The following is a 15,194-nucleotide window of genomic DNA, read 5'->3' on the forward strand; positions in this document are numbered from 1 at the left end:
ATGAAGAGGACGGGAGGTAACGGCCATGCACATTCTCGCGGTCGATGATGACGAGCCGGTGCGCGAACTTCTGGAGTCCTATCTGGCTTCGGAAGGCTACCGCGTGACCACCGCACCGGACACGGCCGCGGCGAAGAAGGCGTTGGAGAGCGATTCCGTCGATCTGGTGGTCTGCGATCTGCGGCTTCCCGACGGCGACGGGCTGGGGCTGGTCCGCCAGATCCGCACCGAATCGCACATCCCCGTCATCATCCTGTCGTCGAAGGACCAGGACGTGGACCGCATCGTCGGGCTGGAACTGGGCGCCGACGACTACCTGACCAAGCCGTTCAACCCGCGCGAATTATTGGCCCGGATCAAGGCGGTGCTGCGCCGCGTCTCCGGCGAGGGGCGTCCGCCGCGCAGCCCCGACGACCTGCGCGCCGTCGTGCAGTTCGCCAACTGGGAGCTGGACCTGACCGCCCAGCGCCTGCGCAGCCAGGACGGGCGCGAGGTGGAGCTGACCAAGGCGGAGTTCGGCCTGCTGGCCGCCTTCGTGAAGCGCCCGCAGCGCGTGCTGACCCGCGACCAGTTGCTGGACCTGACCCGCGCCGACGGGGCGGAGGTGTTCGACCGCTCCATCGACGTGCTGATCCTGCGCCTGCGCCGCAAGATCGAGGCGAATCCGAAGGAGCCGCGGATCATCAAGACCGAGCGCGGCGCCGGCTACGTCTTCGACGCCAAGGTGAAAACGGTCTGAGTCCCGTCCGGCCTCGGCGGTGGACGGAACCTTCGGCGCGCGCTAGCCTTTCCGGAAAAGCAGAACCGGGAGGATGCGCGGATGGCCGACCCCATCGATTTCTATTTCGATTTCGCCTCGCCCTACGGCTATTTCGCCAGCCGCCGCATTGAGGAGCTGGCTGCGGCGCATGGCCGCACCGTCACCTGGCGCCCGATCCTGCTCGGCGCCATCTTCAAGGTGACGGGGATGAAGCCGAACCTGCAGCAGCCGTTGCGCGGCGAGTATCTGGTCCATGACGTGGGCCGGATCGCCCGGCTGACCAACGCGCCCTTCACCTACCCCGACTCGGCCCCCGCCAACAGCGTCGCCGCGTCGCGCGCCTTCTACTGGCTGACCGACGAGCATCCCGAGCAGGCGAAGCTGCTGGCGCGCACCCTGTACCACGCCCATTGGGGGGAGGGGCGCGACATCGGCCCCGCCGAAACGGTGGTGGAGATCGCCGGCACGCTCGGCCACGACCGGGCGGCGGTGGCCGCGGCCCTGCAGGACCAGACCGTCAAGGACCGCCTGCGCGCCGAGAACGACGCGGCGGTGGACCGCGGCGTCTTCGGCTCCCCCTTCGTCATCGTCGACGACGAGCCTTTCTGGGGCTGGGACCGGCTGGACATGGTGGACCGCTGGCTGGCCACGGGCGGCTGGTAGGCCCGCCGCAAAGCCCGTTGGGGGAGGGCGGTTGAAAGTCCTGCCATCGGGGCCGGCGGTGGGGCTATAAGGTGGGCACCACCGACAACCGGTTCGCGCATGGACCAGATCCTCCCCGACCGCCGCTCCAGCAAGGCCGCCGGCCCCGCCCATACGTCCCGGCCGCGCGCCCGCCGCTCCTGGCTGACCGGCGCGGTGCTGACCGCGCTGATGCAGGGGATGATCGCCCTGTCCATCCGCTCGGTGTCGGGCGATCTGGCCTTCGCCCTGCTGGGGTCGGTCGGCCTCGTCGTCGGGGCCTTCCACTATCTGTTTCCGGGGAGCCAGTTCTTCAGCCTGGCCCTGGCGAACTTCATCGGCGTCTACGCCTGCGTCTTCGTCTTCTTCCTGGAAAGCAACTTCCACAGCATCCCGTCGCATATCCAGGCCGCCGCCTTCGCGATCCCGCTGATCGCCTTCCTGGGGGGCGCCTGGTGGCGGGCCGACACGATCCGCAGCATCGTGATGTCGCGGCGCCTGCGCGACGGCGGGCATTTCGACCGCATCTTCCTGTGGATGGCTCCGGTCTGGGGCATCGGCGCGCTGACCTTCCTGCTGCCGGGGCGGGAGGTGGCGCCGGAGACGCTGACGGCGATCTTCCTGCTGTCGATGTCCGCCATCGGAGTCGTCGTCGCCCTGGTCGCCCGCGACATCGCCGTCTTCCTGCTCGACGCCGGGCTGCTGTTCGAGGGTTTCTTCCAGCAGGCGGCCCGGCTGGTGCTGCCGGCCTTCGCCTTCCTGACCTTCTATTCGCTGTGCATCATCATGTTCGGCGCCTTCTACACCATCCTCGACCGCTTCATGGTGGAGCCGAACTTCATCATCGACGGCGTGCGCCGCGACCTGACCTTTCCGGAGGGGCTGTACTTCTCGCTGGTCACCTTCGCCACGGTCGGCTACGGCGACATCCACCCGGTGACGGGGGCGGTGCGGCTGATCTGCGGGATCGAGATCGTGATGGGCGTCCTGCTTCTGCTGTTCGGCTTCAGCGCCATCATCGGCCACACCGCCCCGCGGGACCGCCGCGACCGCGACGGTCCCCTCTGAGCCGCATCAGGGGGCGAGGAACACCGTCTCGGCCTGATGGACCACCCCGTCCGACAGGCGGGTCAGGGTGAGGGTCAGCGGCGTGGAGCCGGCCACCGCGGCACCCGCCGGGGCGCGGACATGGACGCGGTGGGTCTGCACCGTGTCGGGTTCGGCGCCCAGCACCGGCGCCGCGCCGTCGGCACCCGCGCCGCCGGCCGCCGTCACCGTGGCGCCGCGGGGACCGGTGACGGTCAGGCGGTAGCCCTGCGGGGCGCGGGTCATGTTGGAGATCTTGACCGTGTAGCTGTTCTGGATCGCGCCGTCGGACAGGGTGACGTAGAGCGGCGCCCGGTCGCGCAGGACGGAGACGTCCACCGTCGGCTCCAGCAGCACGCCGAGCGTCATCATCCCGCCGACCACCAGCATCACCAGCGAATAAATGATGGTGCGCGGGCGGACCAGCCGGTAGGGCTCCGGCTTGCGGGCCACCGCCTTGGCCTCCTGGGCGGCCTGGGTGTCGTAGCGGATCAGCCCGCCGGGGCGCCCGATGCGGCCCATCACGTCGTCGCAGGCGTCGATGCACAGGCCGCAGCTGATGCAGTCCATCTGCAGGCCGTCGCGGATGTCGATGCCGGTCGGGCAGACCTGGACGCAGGCCTTGCAGTCAATGCAGTCGCCAAGCCCCTCGGCGGAGCGCTCCGCCCAGCTCTGTTCCTTGCGCAGCGGCGCCCGGCCGTCGCCGCGCCAGTCCTGGTAGGTGACGGTGAGGCTCTCGTCGTCCAGCAGGGCGGCCTGGATGCGCGGCCAGGGGCAGACATAGACGCACATCTGCTCCCGCATGAAGCCGGCCATGGCGTAGGTGCAGGCGGTCATGAACAGGATCCAGCCGGTCGCCACCGGTCCCGGCTGGAAGCGCAGCAGGTCCGCGACGTAGCCCGGCGCGTCCACGAAGTAGAAGAGGGCCGAGGCCCCGGTCGCCAAGGCGATCAGCAGCCAGACCGCGTGCTTGGCGGCCTTCTTGGCCAGCCAGCCGGCGTCGCGCGGGCCCTTGTCCAGCCGGATGCGGGCGCCGCGGTCGCCCTCGATCCATTCCTCCACCTTCACGTAGAGGTCGGTCCACACCGTCTGCGGGCAGGTGTAGCCGCACCAGACGCGGCCGGCCAGCGCCGTCGCCAGGAACAGGCCGACCGCCGCGAGGATCATCGCGCCGGTCAGGTAGTAGATGTGCTGCGGCCAGAGTTCGAGGGCGAACAGGTAGAAGCGCTGGCTGTCCAGGTCAAAGAGGATCGCCTGGTTCGGCAGGCCGGCCCCGCGGTCCCAGCGCAGCCAGGGCAGCAGCATGAACAGCGCCAGCAGGCCCACCATCAGCGCCGACTTGATGCGGCGGAACCGGCCGCGCGCCGCCTTCGGGTAGATCTTCCGGTGCGGCGCGTAGAAAGCGACCGGGGCGGACGGGGCCGGCGCGGCGGGCGGCGGGGAAAGAGTGGACGAGCGGGCGGGATTCTGCATGGCGTGCCTCTGCGCAAACATCCGGACCACCCGAGCGGCGGCCTGCGGCATGGCGCCGACTGTATGCCTTCAATCGCCGACTCCGCAAGCGGGATTGACTGCATTCAATGAGGCGTGTGTATGGAAAACCCTGATTCTTCGGGATGCGATCCCAGCAATGCGACACTCTGAAGCAGGCTTTGATGGCCTCAGATGATCACGCCGGCGGTGGCGGGGGGCAGGACCAGGGCGTCGGCCAGGATCTCCAGCGCGCGGCGGGTCTCGTTGCGGTCCAGGGGCGCGCCCAGGCAGAAGCGCAGGGCTGCGGGCACGTCCGGGGTGGTGGCGAAGGCCTCCGCGGCCACCGCGGAGATGCCCCGGCTGCGCAGATGGGCGGTGAACTCCCCGCCGGTCCAGCCGTCCGGCAGGGTGAGCCAGAGATGGAAGGCCTCGCGCTTGGTGACGATCCGCTCCGCCGGCAGCAGCGATTCGGCGAGCGCCCGGCGGGCCATGGCCTCCGCCCGGATGGCGTCGCGCACGGCCTCCGCGGTGCCGTCGGCGATCCACAGCCGGGCGATGGCGGCGGACAAGGGGGCGGCGATCAGCGTGGTCGCCCGCTGCGCCACCGCCACGCGGCGGGCCTGCCGGGCGTCGGGCGCCGCCACATAGGCGATGCGCAGCGCCGGGGACACGCATTTGGCAAGCCCGGCGACGTGGTAGGTCAGCTCCGGCGCGAAGGCGGCCAGCGGCGGCGGCGCCGTTTCCGGCAGCGGGCCGTAGATGTCGTCCTCGATGACCGGAACGCCGTGGTCGCGCAGCGCCGCAGCGACCGCCCGCCGCCGCTCCTCCGGCATGGTCGCGGTGGTCGGGTTGTGGAAGGTCGGGATGCAGTAGAGCGCCTTGGGCCGGTGCTCGGCGAGCACGGCGCGCAGCGCGTCGGGGTCGATGCCGTCCGCGTCCATCGGCACGCCGACGACCCGCAGCCCGAGCTGGGCCGCGGCGGCGCGGAAGCCGGGATAGGTCAGCGCCTCCGCGCAGATTGTGTCGCCGGGGCGGGCCAGGGCGGAGAGCAGGGCGAGCAGGGCGGCCTGCGTGCCGGGCGCCACCAGCACCCGCTCCGCCGTCAGGCCGGGCAGGCGGTGGCGCAGCCAATGCACCGCCGCCTCGCGGTCGTCCGGGCTGTCGGCCCCGTCCGGGTAGCGCAGCAGGTCCGGCAGTCCCAGAGCCGCGGTGGCCGCGGCGACTCCGCGGGTCATGCGGGCGGTCAGGGCGGTGGAATCCTCCGGCTGCGGCGGCTGGTTCATCGCCATGCTGACGGCCAGCGGCACCGTGCCGACGGTGGTGTGCGGCTCCGCGGCGAAGGGCGGGAGGACGTGGCCCGACTTGCGCACGAAGGTTCCCTGCCCGACCCGCGCGTCGACGAGCCCGCGGTGGCGCGCCTCCCCATAGGCGCGGCTGACGGTGGTGAAGTCGATGCCCAGCCGGTCCGCCAGGATCCGCTGCGGCGGCAGCCGGTCGCCGGGCCTCAGCCGCCCCGCCCCGATGTCCGCCGCGATGGCGTCCGCGATGGCGATGTAGACGGGCCGGCTGCGGTCCTCCAGCGAGGGCGCCCAGTCGATGGCTTGGGAGACAGGGAGGGAAGCGGCGGTTTGGGGGTCGGGAAGCGGTGGCATGGCGATCCTTGTAGGGAGGCGGGGGGCTCCCTTCCAGACATAAGACCCGTGATTGTATGGATTGTCAATCCGCGCGTCGGAGAAGCGCGACCGGAGGGGCCGGCACCGCATCGTCTCCGCGGCGCGGCGCCACATCCGTGATGACGAAGCGTCTGCGCGGCACCGCCGGCAGGCGCAAGCGGGGGTTCGTCACGAAGCGGTACCCTTCCGACAGGCGGGCCAGCGTGCTGTCCGGGCTGGTGTCGCGCGGAATCGGATGCATGGGAACCTCCTTTCCTCCCACCGGGGACAACAGGCTCCACAGCCAAAGCGTGCGCAGAAAAAAGGCCACCGGGGTGGTCCCGATGGCCTTCGAGTCTAGGGAGGAAACGTCCAGGACGTCGCACCAGCCGCCGCGATTGGCGGCCCACAACGCTTGAACACAAGAGGAAGCATACTAATATATTAATATGAAGGCAAGCGGGAAATCGGGGGTGGCAATCCATTTTCGATGCCGTTCCACGGTTTTGCCGCTTCCGCTTCCGCCCCGCCGGAGCGACGGAGCGGAAGCGGCGGCCACAGAGGTCAGCCGCTGTTGCGCAGACCGGCGGCGACGCCGTTGATCGACATCAGGATGCCGCGCCGCACCCGCTCGTCGCTGCTGCCGGCGCGGTGGCGCCGCAGAAGCTCGACCTGGACGTGGTTCAGCGGGTCCATGTAGGGGAAGCGGTTGCGGATCGACCGCGCCAGCAGCGGGTTCTCGCCCAGCAGCTCGTCATGGCCGGCGATGGCCAGCAGATGGCGGCGGGTGCGCTGCCATTCCTCGCGGATGCGGCCGAAGATGCGCTCGCGCAGCTCGACGTCCTCCACCAGCTCCGCGTAGCGCGAGGCGATGGCGAGGTCGCTCTTGGCCAGCACCATGTCCATGTTGGACAGCAGCGACTTGAAGAAGGGCCAGGCACGGTTCATGCGCTGGAGCAGGGCCAGCCCGTCCGGCTCCTCCTTCAGCCAAGCCTCCACGGCGCTGCCGAAGCCGTACCAGCCCGGCAGCATCAGGCGGCACTGCGCCCAGGAGAAGACCCAGGGAATGGCGCGCAGGTCCTCGATGCGGTCCGACTTGGTGCGCGAGGCCGGGCGGCTGCCGATGTTCAGCGTGGCGATTTCCGAGATCGGCGTGGCCGTGCGGAAATACTGGGTGAAGCCCGGCGTCTCGTAGACCAGCCCGCGGTAGGCGCCGAAGGCCAGCTCCGACAGCCGCTCCATCGCGGCGTAGAAGGACTCCGCCGGCTCGACGCGGTTCTCCAGGTCGAGCAGGGTGGCCTCCAGCGTCGCCGCGGTCAGGACCTCCAGGTTGCGCTGCCCGACCTCCGGACGCCCGTACTTCGACGCGATGACCTCGCCCTGCTCGGTGATGCGGATCTGGCCGGACACCGCGCCGGTCGGCTGGGCCAGAATGGCCTGATAGCTGGGGCCGCCGCCGCGGCCGACCGAGCCGCCGCGGCCGTGGAACAGCCGCATGCGCACGCCGTGCCGGTCGAACAGCTTGGCCAGCTCGATCTCCGCCTTGTACAGCTCCCAGCCGGAGGTCAGGAAGCCGCCGTCCTTGTTGCTGTCGGAATAGCCGAGCATCACCTCCTGCTCGTCCCCGCGCGAGGTGACCAGGGCGCGGTAGGCGGGCAGGGTGAACAGCCGCTCCATCGTCGCCGGGGCCTGCCGGAGATCCTCGATGGTCTCGAACAGCGGGACGATGTTGAGGCCGAGCGCCGGCTCGCCGCCCGCGCCCGGGCGCAGCAGGCCGGATTCCTTGAGAAGCAGCGCCACCTCCAGCAGGTCGGACGCGCCGTCCGTCTTGGAGATGATGCTGTTCGGCAGGGCGGCGGGTCCGTAGGTCTCGCGCAGCTGCCGGGCGGCGAAGAAGATCGCCAGTTCGCCCGCCGTCTCCTCCGAATAGGCGTGATAGGGCGAATGGAGCGGGCGCGGGCTCTGGATTTCCTCGGCCAGCAGGGCGATGCGCTCGTCCTCCGACAGGGCGGCGTAGTCGGCGCAGCGGCCGGCGACGGCCAGCAGCTCCGCCACCGTGCGCTGGTGCACGTCGGAGTTCTGGCGCAGGTCGATCGGCGCCAGATGGAAGCCGAAGGTCTTCACCGCGATGATCAGGCGGCGCAGCCGCCCGGCGGCCAGACGGCCCGCCCCGTGGGCCTTCAGCGAGGCGGCCAGCACCTCAAGGTCGGCCAGCAGTTCGGCGCTGGTGGCGTAGGGATCGCCCTTGCCGACCGCGTTGCGCAGCGCCTCATGCTGGTCGAGCGTGCGCGAGGTCGCCGCCAGACGGGCGTAGATGCCGGTCAGGGCGCGGCGGAACGGCTCGTCGGCGCGGTGCGGCGAATGGTCGGGCGAGCGCTTGGCCAGCTCCTCCAGTTCCGGCGAGGTGCCGAGCAGCAGCTCGGACAGCGGCAGCTCGCCACCCAGCTCGTGGATTTCGGTCAGATAGTGGTCGAGCGCGGCGGTCGATTGCAGGCGCATCGCCTCGCGCAGGATCGGCGCCGTGACGAAGGGGTTGCCGTCGCGGTCGCCGCCGATCCAGGAGCCGATGCGGAAATAGGGCGGCAGCGACCACTCCCGGTCGGGGAAGCGCTTGGCCAGCAGATCCTCGAAGCGGCAGAACAGCTTCGGCAACTCGGAGAAGAAGGTGTCGGTGTAGTAGGAGATGCCGTTCTTCACCTCGTCGATCACGGCGAGGCGCTGCGGGCGCAGCATGCGGGTGCGCCACAGGGTCAGGATGGCCTCCTGCAGCGCGTCCATGTTGGCCTCCGCCTCCTCCGGCGTCAGGCGGGAGCGGTCGCGCGTGTCGAGCAGGGACGCCACCTTGTGCTCCAGCGCCAGGATGCTCTTGCGCTGGACCTCGGTCGGGTGGGCGGTCAGCACCGGGCTGACCTGGGCGATGTCCAGCATGCCGGCCAGCCGGTCCGGCCCGACGCCGGCGGCCTCCAGCCGCTCCAGCGCGTAGGGCAGGGTGCCCTCGCGCGCCGGCGAGCCGGCGATGGCGTGGTCGCGGGTGCGGCGGATGTGGTGCTGGTCCTCGGCGATGTTGGCGAGGTGCAGGAAGTAGGAGAAGGCGCGCACCACCGACATCATCGTGTCGCGCGGCAGGCCGTTCAGGATCTCGGCCATCTCGCGGCGGGCGGAGTCGTCGTCGTCGCGGTTGAAGCGCACCGAGGCCTGGCGCACGCTCTCGATGACGCCGTAGACGCCGTCGCCCTCCTGCTCGCGCACCGTGTCGCCGAGCAGGCGGCCGAGCAGGCGGATGTCCTCGCGCAGCGGGAAATCCTTGTCGTCGATGCCGGTATCGGTGCCGGTGTCGATGGTGTTGGCCGGAGCGTCGGGACGGAGGGCGGCGTCGGTGGTCATCGTGGGTCGCTCCGGCTGTGCGAAGGTGGAACCGTCGAGAAAGATCGGCGTGCAACTGTAAAGCAGTTTGCTGCACCCGCTAAAGCCCTTTTTCCCTTGTGGGAGAACGGCTTCGGCACGGTTGCGGACGCCGCCGCCCGGGGGCGCCGGTTGCGCTGCGGTGTCCGCACAGATCTATCACTTGGCGAAGGGGCCCGCCACGGCGGCGCACGATCCTTCCGCCATGCGGTGACGGCTGCTGGTCAGCGCCAGAGTTATACTAGTATATCAAATCTGCTGGCAAGACTCGCAGCCTGTTCAGGGCGCGCCGAACCGTCCCGGCGGCAGCCCGACGACGCCGGGCGTGCAGGCGAACAGCCCGCCGGCCAGCGGTTCCCCGGCCGGCGCGTCCTGAGTGGTGGCGGCGGCGGTGGTGATGAACAGCCGGTCCAGGCCCGCCCCGCCGAAGGCGCAGGAGGTGACGTTGGACACCGGCAGCCGCACCACCCGGTCCAAAGTCCCGTCGGGCCGGAAGCGGCTGACCCGCCCGCCGCTCCAGTGGGCGACCCAGAGATGGCCCTCGGCGTCGCAGGTCATGCCGTCGGGATAGCCGTCCTCCTCGCCGAAGCGGATGTGGACGCGCTTGCCGGACAGGGCGCCGTCCGCGCCCAGGGCGAAGGCGAAGATGGTCCGGGACGGGCTGTCGGTGTGGTAGAGCGTCCGCCCGTCCGGGGACAAAGCGGGGCCGTTGCTGACCGTGTAGCCCTCGTCCACCCGCTCCGCGCGGCCGTCCGGCCCGACGCGGTAGAGGGCGCCGGAAGCCTCCCGCTCCGCGTCGTCCATGCTGCCCACCCACAGCCGGCCCGCCGCGTCGGCCATGGCATCGTTCAGCCGGTTGCCCGGAGCGTCCTCCTCCAGCCGCAGCAAGTCCGGCCCCACCGAGAGTCGGTCGCCGTCGAGCGTCAAGCCGACCAGCCGGCGCGAGCGCAGCCCGGCGACGAAGCCGGTGCCGTCCGCCCGCTCGACCAGCCAGCAGGCGGCCTCCTCCAGCGGCCAGGCGCGGCCCCGGCCGTCGGCGGGGGTGTAGCGCAGCAGGCGCGACCCGCGGATGTCCACGGCGAACAGGGCGTCGCGCGACGGCGACCAGACCGGCCCCTCGCCGAGCTGCGCGCCCGCCTCCCAGACACAGTGAGCGTCCATGGTCCCGGCCTCCTTCTCTGGCTGTCCTGCTTCTCTGCCTGTTTTGCGCGATGCCGCGGGTCTTTTCGTCACAGGTCCAGGGTGGCGTTCGCGGCAAGTCTTTTGCAGCGTTCCGGCGCGGGAAGTGGCAAAAAGAGCGCGTGGCGTTCGCCGGTCCCATGCCCATATGGGGCTTGACCGAACGATCGAACCGACGTTTGAACCGAAGTTCGAGCCAAAGTTTCAAGGCAGTATTTTTCCGAGGGAGGAATTCACCCATGTCTGCCCCGACCCGACTGAAGCCCGGCGTCGTGACCGGAGAGGACTACCGCGCGCTGATCGCCGCCTGCCAGGACGGCGGTTACGCTCTGCCGGCGGTCAACGTGGTCGGCACCAACGGCATCAACGCCGTTCTCGAGGCGGCGGCGAAGAACCGCTCCGACGTGATCGTGCAGCTCTCGAACGGCGGCGCCCGCTTCTACGCCGGCGAAGGCATGAAGGACGCGCTCCAGGCCCGCATCCTCGGCGCCGTGTCGGCGGCCCAGCACGTCCATCTGCTGGCCGAGCAGTACGGCGTCTGCGTCGTTCTGCACACCGACCACGCCAACAAGGGCCTGATCCCCTGGGTCGAGGGCATGATCGGCCATGGCGAGGAGCATTTCCGCCGCACCGGCCGTCCGCTGTTCAGCTCGCACATGCTCGACCTGTCGGAGGAGTCGCTGGACTTCAACCTGTCGGAATGCGCCCGCATCCTCAAGCGCCTCGCCCCGCTGGGCATGAGCCTGGAGATCGAGCTGGGCGTGACCGGCGGCGAGGAGGACGGCATCGGGTCGGAGGACCTGGACGCCGCCAACAATGCCCACCTCTACACCCAGCCGGAAGACGTGCTGCGCGCCTATGAGGAGCTGTCGCCCATCGGCCACTTCTCGGTCGCGGCCTCCTTCGGCAACGTGCACGGCGTCTACGCGCCGGGCAACGTGAAGCTGCGTCCGGAGATCCTCGGCGCCTCGCAGGCCCTGGTGGCGGAGCGTCACGGCGGCGGCGCCAAGCCGTTGGCCCTGGTGTTCCACGGCGGCTCGGGGTCGGAGAAGGAGAAGATCGCCCAGGCGGTCGGCTTCGGCGTGTTCAAGATGAACATCGACACCGACACCCAGTTCGCCTTCGCCGAGTCCATCGGCGGCTTCGTGCTGGAGAACGAGGCGGCCTTCCGCCATCAGATCGACCCGCAGTCGGGCAAGCCGCTGAAGAAGCTGTACGACCCGCGTAAGTGGCTGCGCCTGGGCGAGCAGGGTATGGTCCGTCGTCTCGATGAGGCCTTCGCCGATCTGGGCGCCGCCGGCAAGTCGCTGGCCGGCTGATCGGTCGGAAATGGGGGGTGGGGGGCCGGCATGGCCGCTCACCCCTACACCGACGGCGGCACCGCGATCACCGGCTCCGGCGGCGTCGCGAGCACCGCCGGGGTCGGGGGTGCGGTGAAATCCACCGCCAACTGCTCGACCGTCATCGACCCGGCGCCAGCCGCCACCTCCGCGCCGAACTGGAAGCCCAGGATCCAGTCGGTCTCGTTGACGATCCCGCGGGTCTGAAGCTCGTCCAGCAACCCGTCCAGGTCCAGCGTCCCGGCAAGCCGGTCGTCGCCGTATTGCAGGACCGTGTATTCCCAGTCGATCGGATTGCCGTCCACCCCACCGCTGAACACCGGCTTGTTCCACAGGGTGGCGTCCCCCTGCGCGTCGGTCAGCGTGGCGACCGGCTCCCCGGCGGGGGTGAAGTAGCCGCTGTGCAGCCACACCATCACCTCGTCGGTCACCCCTTCGATCCCCTTTTTCGGATCGTCGCCGATCCACAGGCTGACGGCGACGTTGTAGAGGTTGGTCGCACCGGTCAGGCCGACCTTGTAGGTCACGTCGAAATTGGGCAGGTCGGCGATCCGCGCCGGCAGGACCGCGCTGGTGGACGGCGCGCCGTTCCACGGGTTGACGCCGTGGGTCAGTTCCGGATAGGCGCGCACCGGGTAATTCTCGTAGGTCAGGGCGCGCCGGCTGTCGTAGGGCCAGTTCCAACTGATCACCGTCCCGTTCGGAAAGGCCGCTTCGTCGAGGGCGATGGACTGGGTGAAGTCCTTGCCGCTGCGGTAGCCGCCCGGATTCCAGACGTTGCTGCTGGCTGCCCAGCCGCCCGCCTCCAGGCGGTCGGCGCTTCCCGTCAGCGTCGTGGTCATGGTGGGTCCCCGCTCCGTCCTGTTCTGTCCGGCGTCGGGGCTTCAACACGGGCGGGCGGCGATGATCGCGGTGGCGCTCAGCCCCCCATGGACAGCCGGCGGTCGATGTCACGGGCGAGCCGGTCCATCGGACTCTCCGGCTCGATGGCGTCGAACCACTTGTTGTGCCAGTGGAAGCAGAAGGCGCCGGGGAAGAAGCTGTCGAGGTCGAACGCGACCGGCGACGCCTTCATGAAATCCTTGAAGTGCAGCACGGGATTGTCGATCCACCCGGCGTCGAACCAGGGGCAGGGCAGCACGAGGATGTCCATCGGTGTGTCGTAGACCAGACCGGCCTGCTGGAAGCCCCAGCCGCGACCGCGGTTCCGGATGAACGCGATGTTGCCCTTCATCGCCTCCGACCGCGGCGTGGGGGAGATGTAGAGCGCGCCGTTGGGATAGTTCTGCCGCTCCCATCGATAGGCCAGGATCTTGCCGGGAAACTGGTTCAGGAGCGGTGTGACGCTTCTCAGGAACAGGCAGTCGAGGTCGAACCAGACGCCGCCGTGTTTGTAGAGCAGGATGTACCGGACGATGTCGGAGTAGAAGGATGCGTCGAGCGACCGCCCGAAATCATAGCCTTCAAGAAAGGTCCCGCGGCACTCGTCGCGCTCGGAGAAGGCACGGATCTCCGCGTATTTTGCGATTTCATTCCGATACGCGTTGTCAACGCCGTTCTGCGTCCAGACGATGATCCTGTTTGCCTTGCCGCGCACATTGAACAGATGGCAGCTTTTCACCGAAATCAGGTGCTTCTCGTTCAGCGCGCCGTCCCAATAGGCATGGAAGGTGAGCGGCTCGGCCGGAGGCGTTTCGTCCTTGATGAGCTTGGCGACCTCGAGCGAGAGAAGTTCATGGGAGAAATCCTCCGGCGAGAACTTCAGCACTTCCATTGGTGGCCCCTTTGCGACGCTGTTCTTGGGGAATTCTCCCGTCGAATGCCGTTATGCAACAGGTCCGGCAGGGCCGGCAACCTCACCCCAGCGGAAGACGGGCGCCCGGCGGCCGGGCGCCCGCTTCTCCTGCGGAGGCCGTCACTTGTCCTTGCGGGTCAGCAGGAAGGCGAAGACGCCGATGGTCACGACGAACACGCTGACGGCGCCGACCAGGGCGATGGTGGTGGTGGTGTCGAAATTCATGGCGCGCTCTCCTTGGTGGACGAGAAAGACGGGATCAGGGACCGAGGAAGACGGTTTCGTGCTGGACGGTCAGCCCGTCCGGCTGGCGGGTGACGACGAAGGCCGCGGGAGTCGAGGGCTGGCGCAGCGTCTCCTTCGGCACGCGGACCAGCACGCGGTGGGTCGCCACGCTGTCGGGATCGGCCTGGACCAGGACGGAGCCCTCCGCCGGCTCGCCCTCGCCGCCGGCCACCGACAGGACGGCGCCGGGAAGCCCGGTGACGGACAGGCGGTAGGTCTGGGCCGCCCGCGTCATGTTCAGGACCTTGACCGTGTAGGCGTTCTGGACGTCGCCATTGGACAGGGTGACGAACAGCGGCGCGCGGTCGCGCAGGATGTTCACGTCCACCTTCGGCTTCAGCACCAGCCCGGCGGCCATCATCCCGCCGACGACGGTCAGCAGCAGCGCGTAGACGATGGTGCGCGGGCGGATCGGCTTGAAGGCCGGCTTGGCGCCGTTGGCCCGCGCGATCTGGGCGTTCAGCGAATCGAAGCGGACCAGATCGCCGGGCCGCCCGATCCTCGCCATCACGTCGTTGCAGGCGTCCACGCACAGGCCGCAGCCGATGCAGGCGAGCTGCGGGCCGTTGCGGATGTCCACCCCGGTCGGGCAGACATGGACGCAGGCCCCGCAATCGATGCAGTCGCCCAGCCCCGCCGCCCTGCGCTCCTCCCAGCTTTGCGAGCGCTTCAGGTGGCCGCGGCCCTCGCCCCGCCAGTCCTCATAGGTGACGGTCAGGCTCTCCTCGTCCTGCATCGCCGCCTGGAAGCGCGGCCAGGGGCACATGTAGATGCACACCTGCTCGCGCGCGTGGCCGGCCAGCAGATAGGTGGTGGCGGTGAACAGCCCGATGAACAGCAGCACGGACGAGGACGCCTCGAACCGCAACATCTCCAGCGCCAGGGTCGGGGCGTCGTTGAAGTAGAAGACCCAGGCGCCGCCGGTCAGCAGCGCGATCAGCAGCCAGGCGGCGTGCTTGGCCGCCTTCCTGCCCAGCTTGGCCGGCGACCAGGGGGCGTGGTCGAGGCGGATGCGGTCGCCGCGGTCGCCCTCGATCCGGCGCTCCACCCATAGGAACAGGTCGCTCCACACCGTCTGCGGGCAGGCGTAGCCGCACCAGACGCGGCCGGCCAGCGCGGTCGCCAGGAAGAGGCCGATGGCCCCCAGGATCAGCGCGCCGGTCAGGTAATAGACCTGCTGCGGCCACAGCTCGATGAAGAAGAAATACAGGCGGCGGCCCGGCATATCCACCAGCACCGCCTGATCCGGCGCATTGGGGCCGCGGTCCCAGCGAATCCAGGGGGTAACGTAATAAAGGCTCAGCAGACAGATCAGCGTCAGCCATTTCAGCCGGCGGAAGGTGCCGGCGACCGACTTCGGGTAGATCTTGTCGTGCTTGGCGTAGAGGCCACTCTTGCGCGCGGATTCCGCGGGGCGGGAGGCGGTTTGCGGTTCGGTGGTGGAAACGCTCATCATGCTCGTCCGTGGTTCGGCCCGCGGACATGGGTGCAGAGGGGGCAGGGCAGGGGGCGGGCCGTTCCCCAGGCTAGGCAGACGGCGC

General features: G+C 69.6%; 12 protein-coding genes. 4 read left to right on the forward strand and 8 right to left on the reverse strand.

The features are described from left to right. The first annotated feature begins 25 nt into the window (after nucleotides 1-25). The 3 genes from D3869_RS27430 (at nucleotide 26) to D3869_RS27440 (ending at nucleotide 2,509) form a co-directional block, all read left to right on the forward strand. Nucleotides 26-739 carry a response regulator gene (locus D3869_RS27430; RefSeq protein ID WP_109072303.1) on the forward strand — a complete coding sequence of 238 codons (714 nt, stop codon included), beginning with the start codon at nucleotides 26-28 and terminating at the stop codon, nucleotides 737-739. A gap of 81 nt (nucleotides 740-820) precedes the next feature. Next, the gene (locus tag D3869_RS27435; protein WP_137117935.1) at nucleotides 821-1,423 is read left to right on the forward strand and encodes a 2-hydroxychromene-2-carboxylate isomerase; all 603 of its coding nucleotides are present in this window, start codon (nucleotides 821-823) and stop codon (nucleotides 1,421-1,423) included. Between the two features lie 99 nt (nucleotides 1,424-1,522). Then, nucleotides 1,523-2,509: a potassium channel family protein gene (locus D3869_RS27440; protein ID WP_137117936.1), complete on the forward strand. Its 987-nt coding sequence runs from the start codon at nucleotides 1,523-1,525 to the stop codon at nucleotides 2,507-2,509. Nucleotides 2,510-2,515: 6 nt separating this feature from the next. Here D3869_RS27440 and ccoG (D3869_RS27445) read toward each other — a convergent pair whose 3' ends face one another. From ccoG (D3869_RS27445) to D3869_RS27465, 5 genes are all read right to left on the reverse strand, one after another. Further along, nucleotides 2,516-4,000, reverse strand: a complete 1,485-nt coding sequence (gene ccoG, locus D3869_RS27445) for a cytochrome c oxidase accessory protein CcoG (RefSeq protein WP_137142871.1) — start codon at nucleotides 3,998-4,000, stop codon at nucleotides 2,516-2,518. Between the two features lie 188 nt (nucleotides 4,001-4,188). Further along, the gene (locus D3869_RS27450) at nucleotides 4,189-5,652 is read right to left on the reverse strand and encodes a PLP-dependent aminotransferase family protein (RefSeq protein ID WP_137142872.1); all 1,464 of its coding nucleotides are present in this window, start codon (nucleotides 5,650-5,652) and stop codon (nucleotides 4,189-4,191) included. A gap of 64 nt (nucleotides 5,653-5,716) precedes the next feature. Beyond that, complete coding sequence (locus D3869_RS27455) at nucleotides 5,717-5,914, reverse strand: hypothetical protein (RefSeq protein ID WP_137142873.1); 198 nt, start codon at nucleotides 5,912-5,914, stop codon at nucleotides 5,717-5,719. A 302-nt stretch (nucleotides 5,915-6,216) separates the two neighbouring features. Continuing rightward, nucleotides 6,217-9,036, reverse strand: coding sequence for a phosphoenolpyruvate carboxylase (gene ppc, locus D3869_RS27460; protein ID WP_137142874.1), 2,820 nt, complete (start codon nucleotides 9,034-9,036; stop codon nucleotides 6,217-6,219). 297 nt (nucleotides 9,037-9,333) lie between these two features. Beyond that, nucleotides 9,334-10,215: an SMP-30/gluconolactonase/LRE family protein gene (locus D3869_RS27465; protein ID WP_137142875.1), complete on the reverse strand. Its 882-nt coding sequence runs from the start codon at nucleotides 10,213-10,215 to the stop codon at nucleotides 9,334-9,336. A gap of 257 nt (nucleotides 10,216-10,472) precedes the next feature. Here D3869_RS27465 and fbaA point away from each other — a divergent pair, with 257 nt between their 5' ends. Then, nucleotides 10,473-11,552, forward strand: coding sequence for a class II fructose-bisphosphate aldolase (gene fbaA / locus D3869_RS27470; RefSeq protein WP_137142876.1), 1,080 nt, complete (start codon nucleotides 10,473-10,475; stop codon nucleotides 11,550-11,552). A 44-nt stretch (nucleotides 11,553-11,596) separates the two neighbouring features. Here the strand turns inward: fbaA and D3869_RS27475 are convergent, their stop codons facing one another. The 3 genes from D3869_RS27475 to ccoG (D3869_RS27485) form a co-directional block, all read right to left on the reverse strand. Further along, a complete protein-coding gene (locus D3869_RS27475; RefSeq protein WP_137142877.1) occupies nucleotides 11,597-12,415 on the reverse strand; it encodes a GH12 family glycosyl hydrolase domain-containing protein in 819 nt (272 codons plus the stop codon). A 77-nt stretch (nucleotides 12,416-12,492) separates the two neighbouring features. Then, complete coding sequence (locus D3869_RS27480) at nucleotides 12,493-13,347, reverse strand: glycosyltransferase (RefSeq protein ID WP_137142878.1); 855 nt, start codon at nucleotides 13,345-13,347, stop codon at nucleotides 12,493-12,495. Between the two features lie 280 nt (nucleotides 13,348-13,627). Continuing rightward, a complete protein-coding gene (ccoG, locus tag D3869_RS27485) occupies nucleotides 13,628-15,106 on the reverse strand; it encodes a cytochrome c oxidase accessory protein CcoG (RefSeq protein WP_137142879.1) in 1,479 nt (492 codons plus the stop codon). Nucleotides 15,107-15,194 lie beyond the last annotated feature (88 nt).

Origin of the sequence: Azospirillum brasilense (genome assembly GCF_005222205.1) — a bacterium.
Lineage (GTDB): Bacteria > Pseudomonadota > Alphaproteobacteria > Azospirillales > Azospirillaceae > Azospirillum > Azospirillum brasilense_G.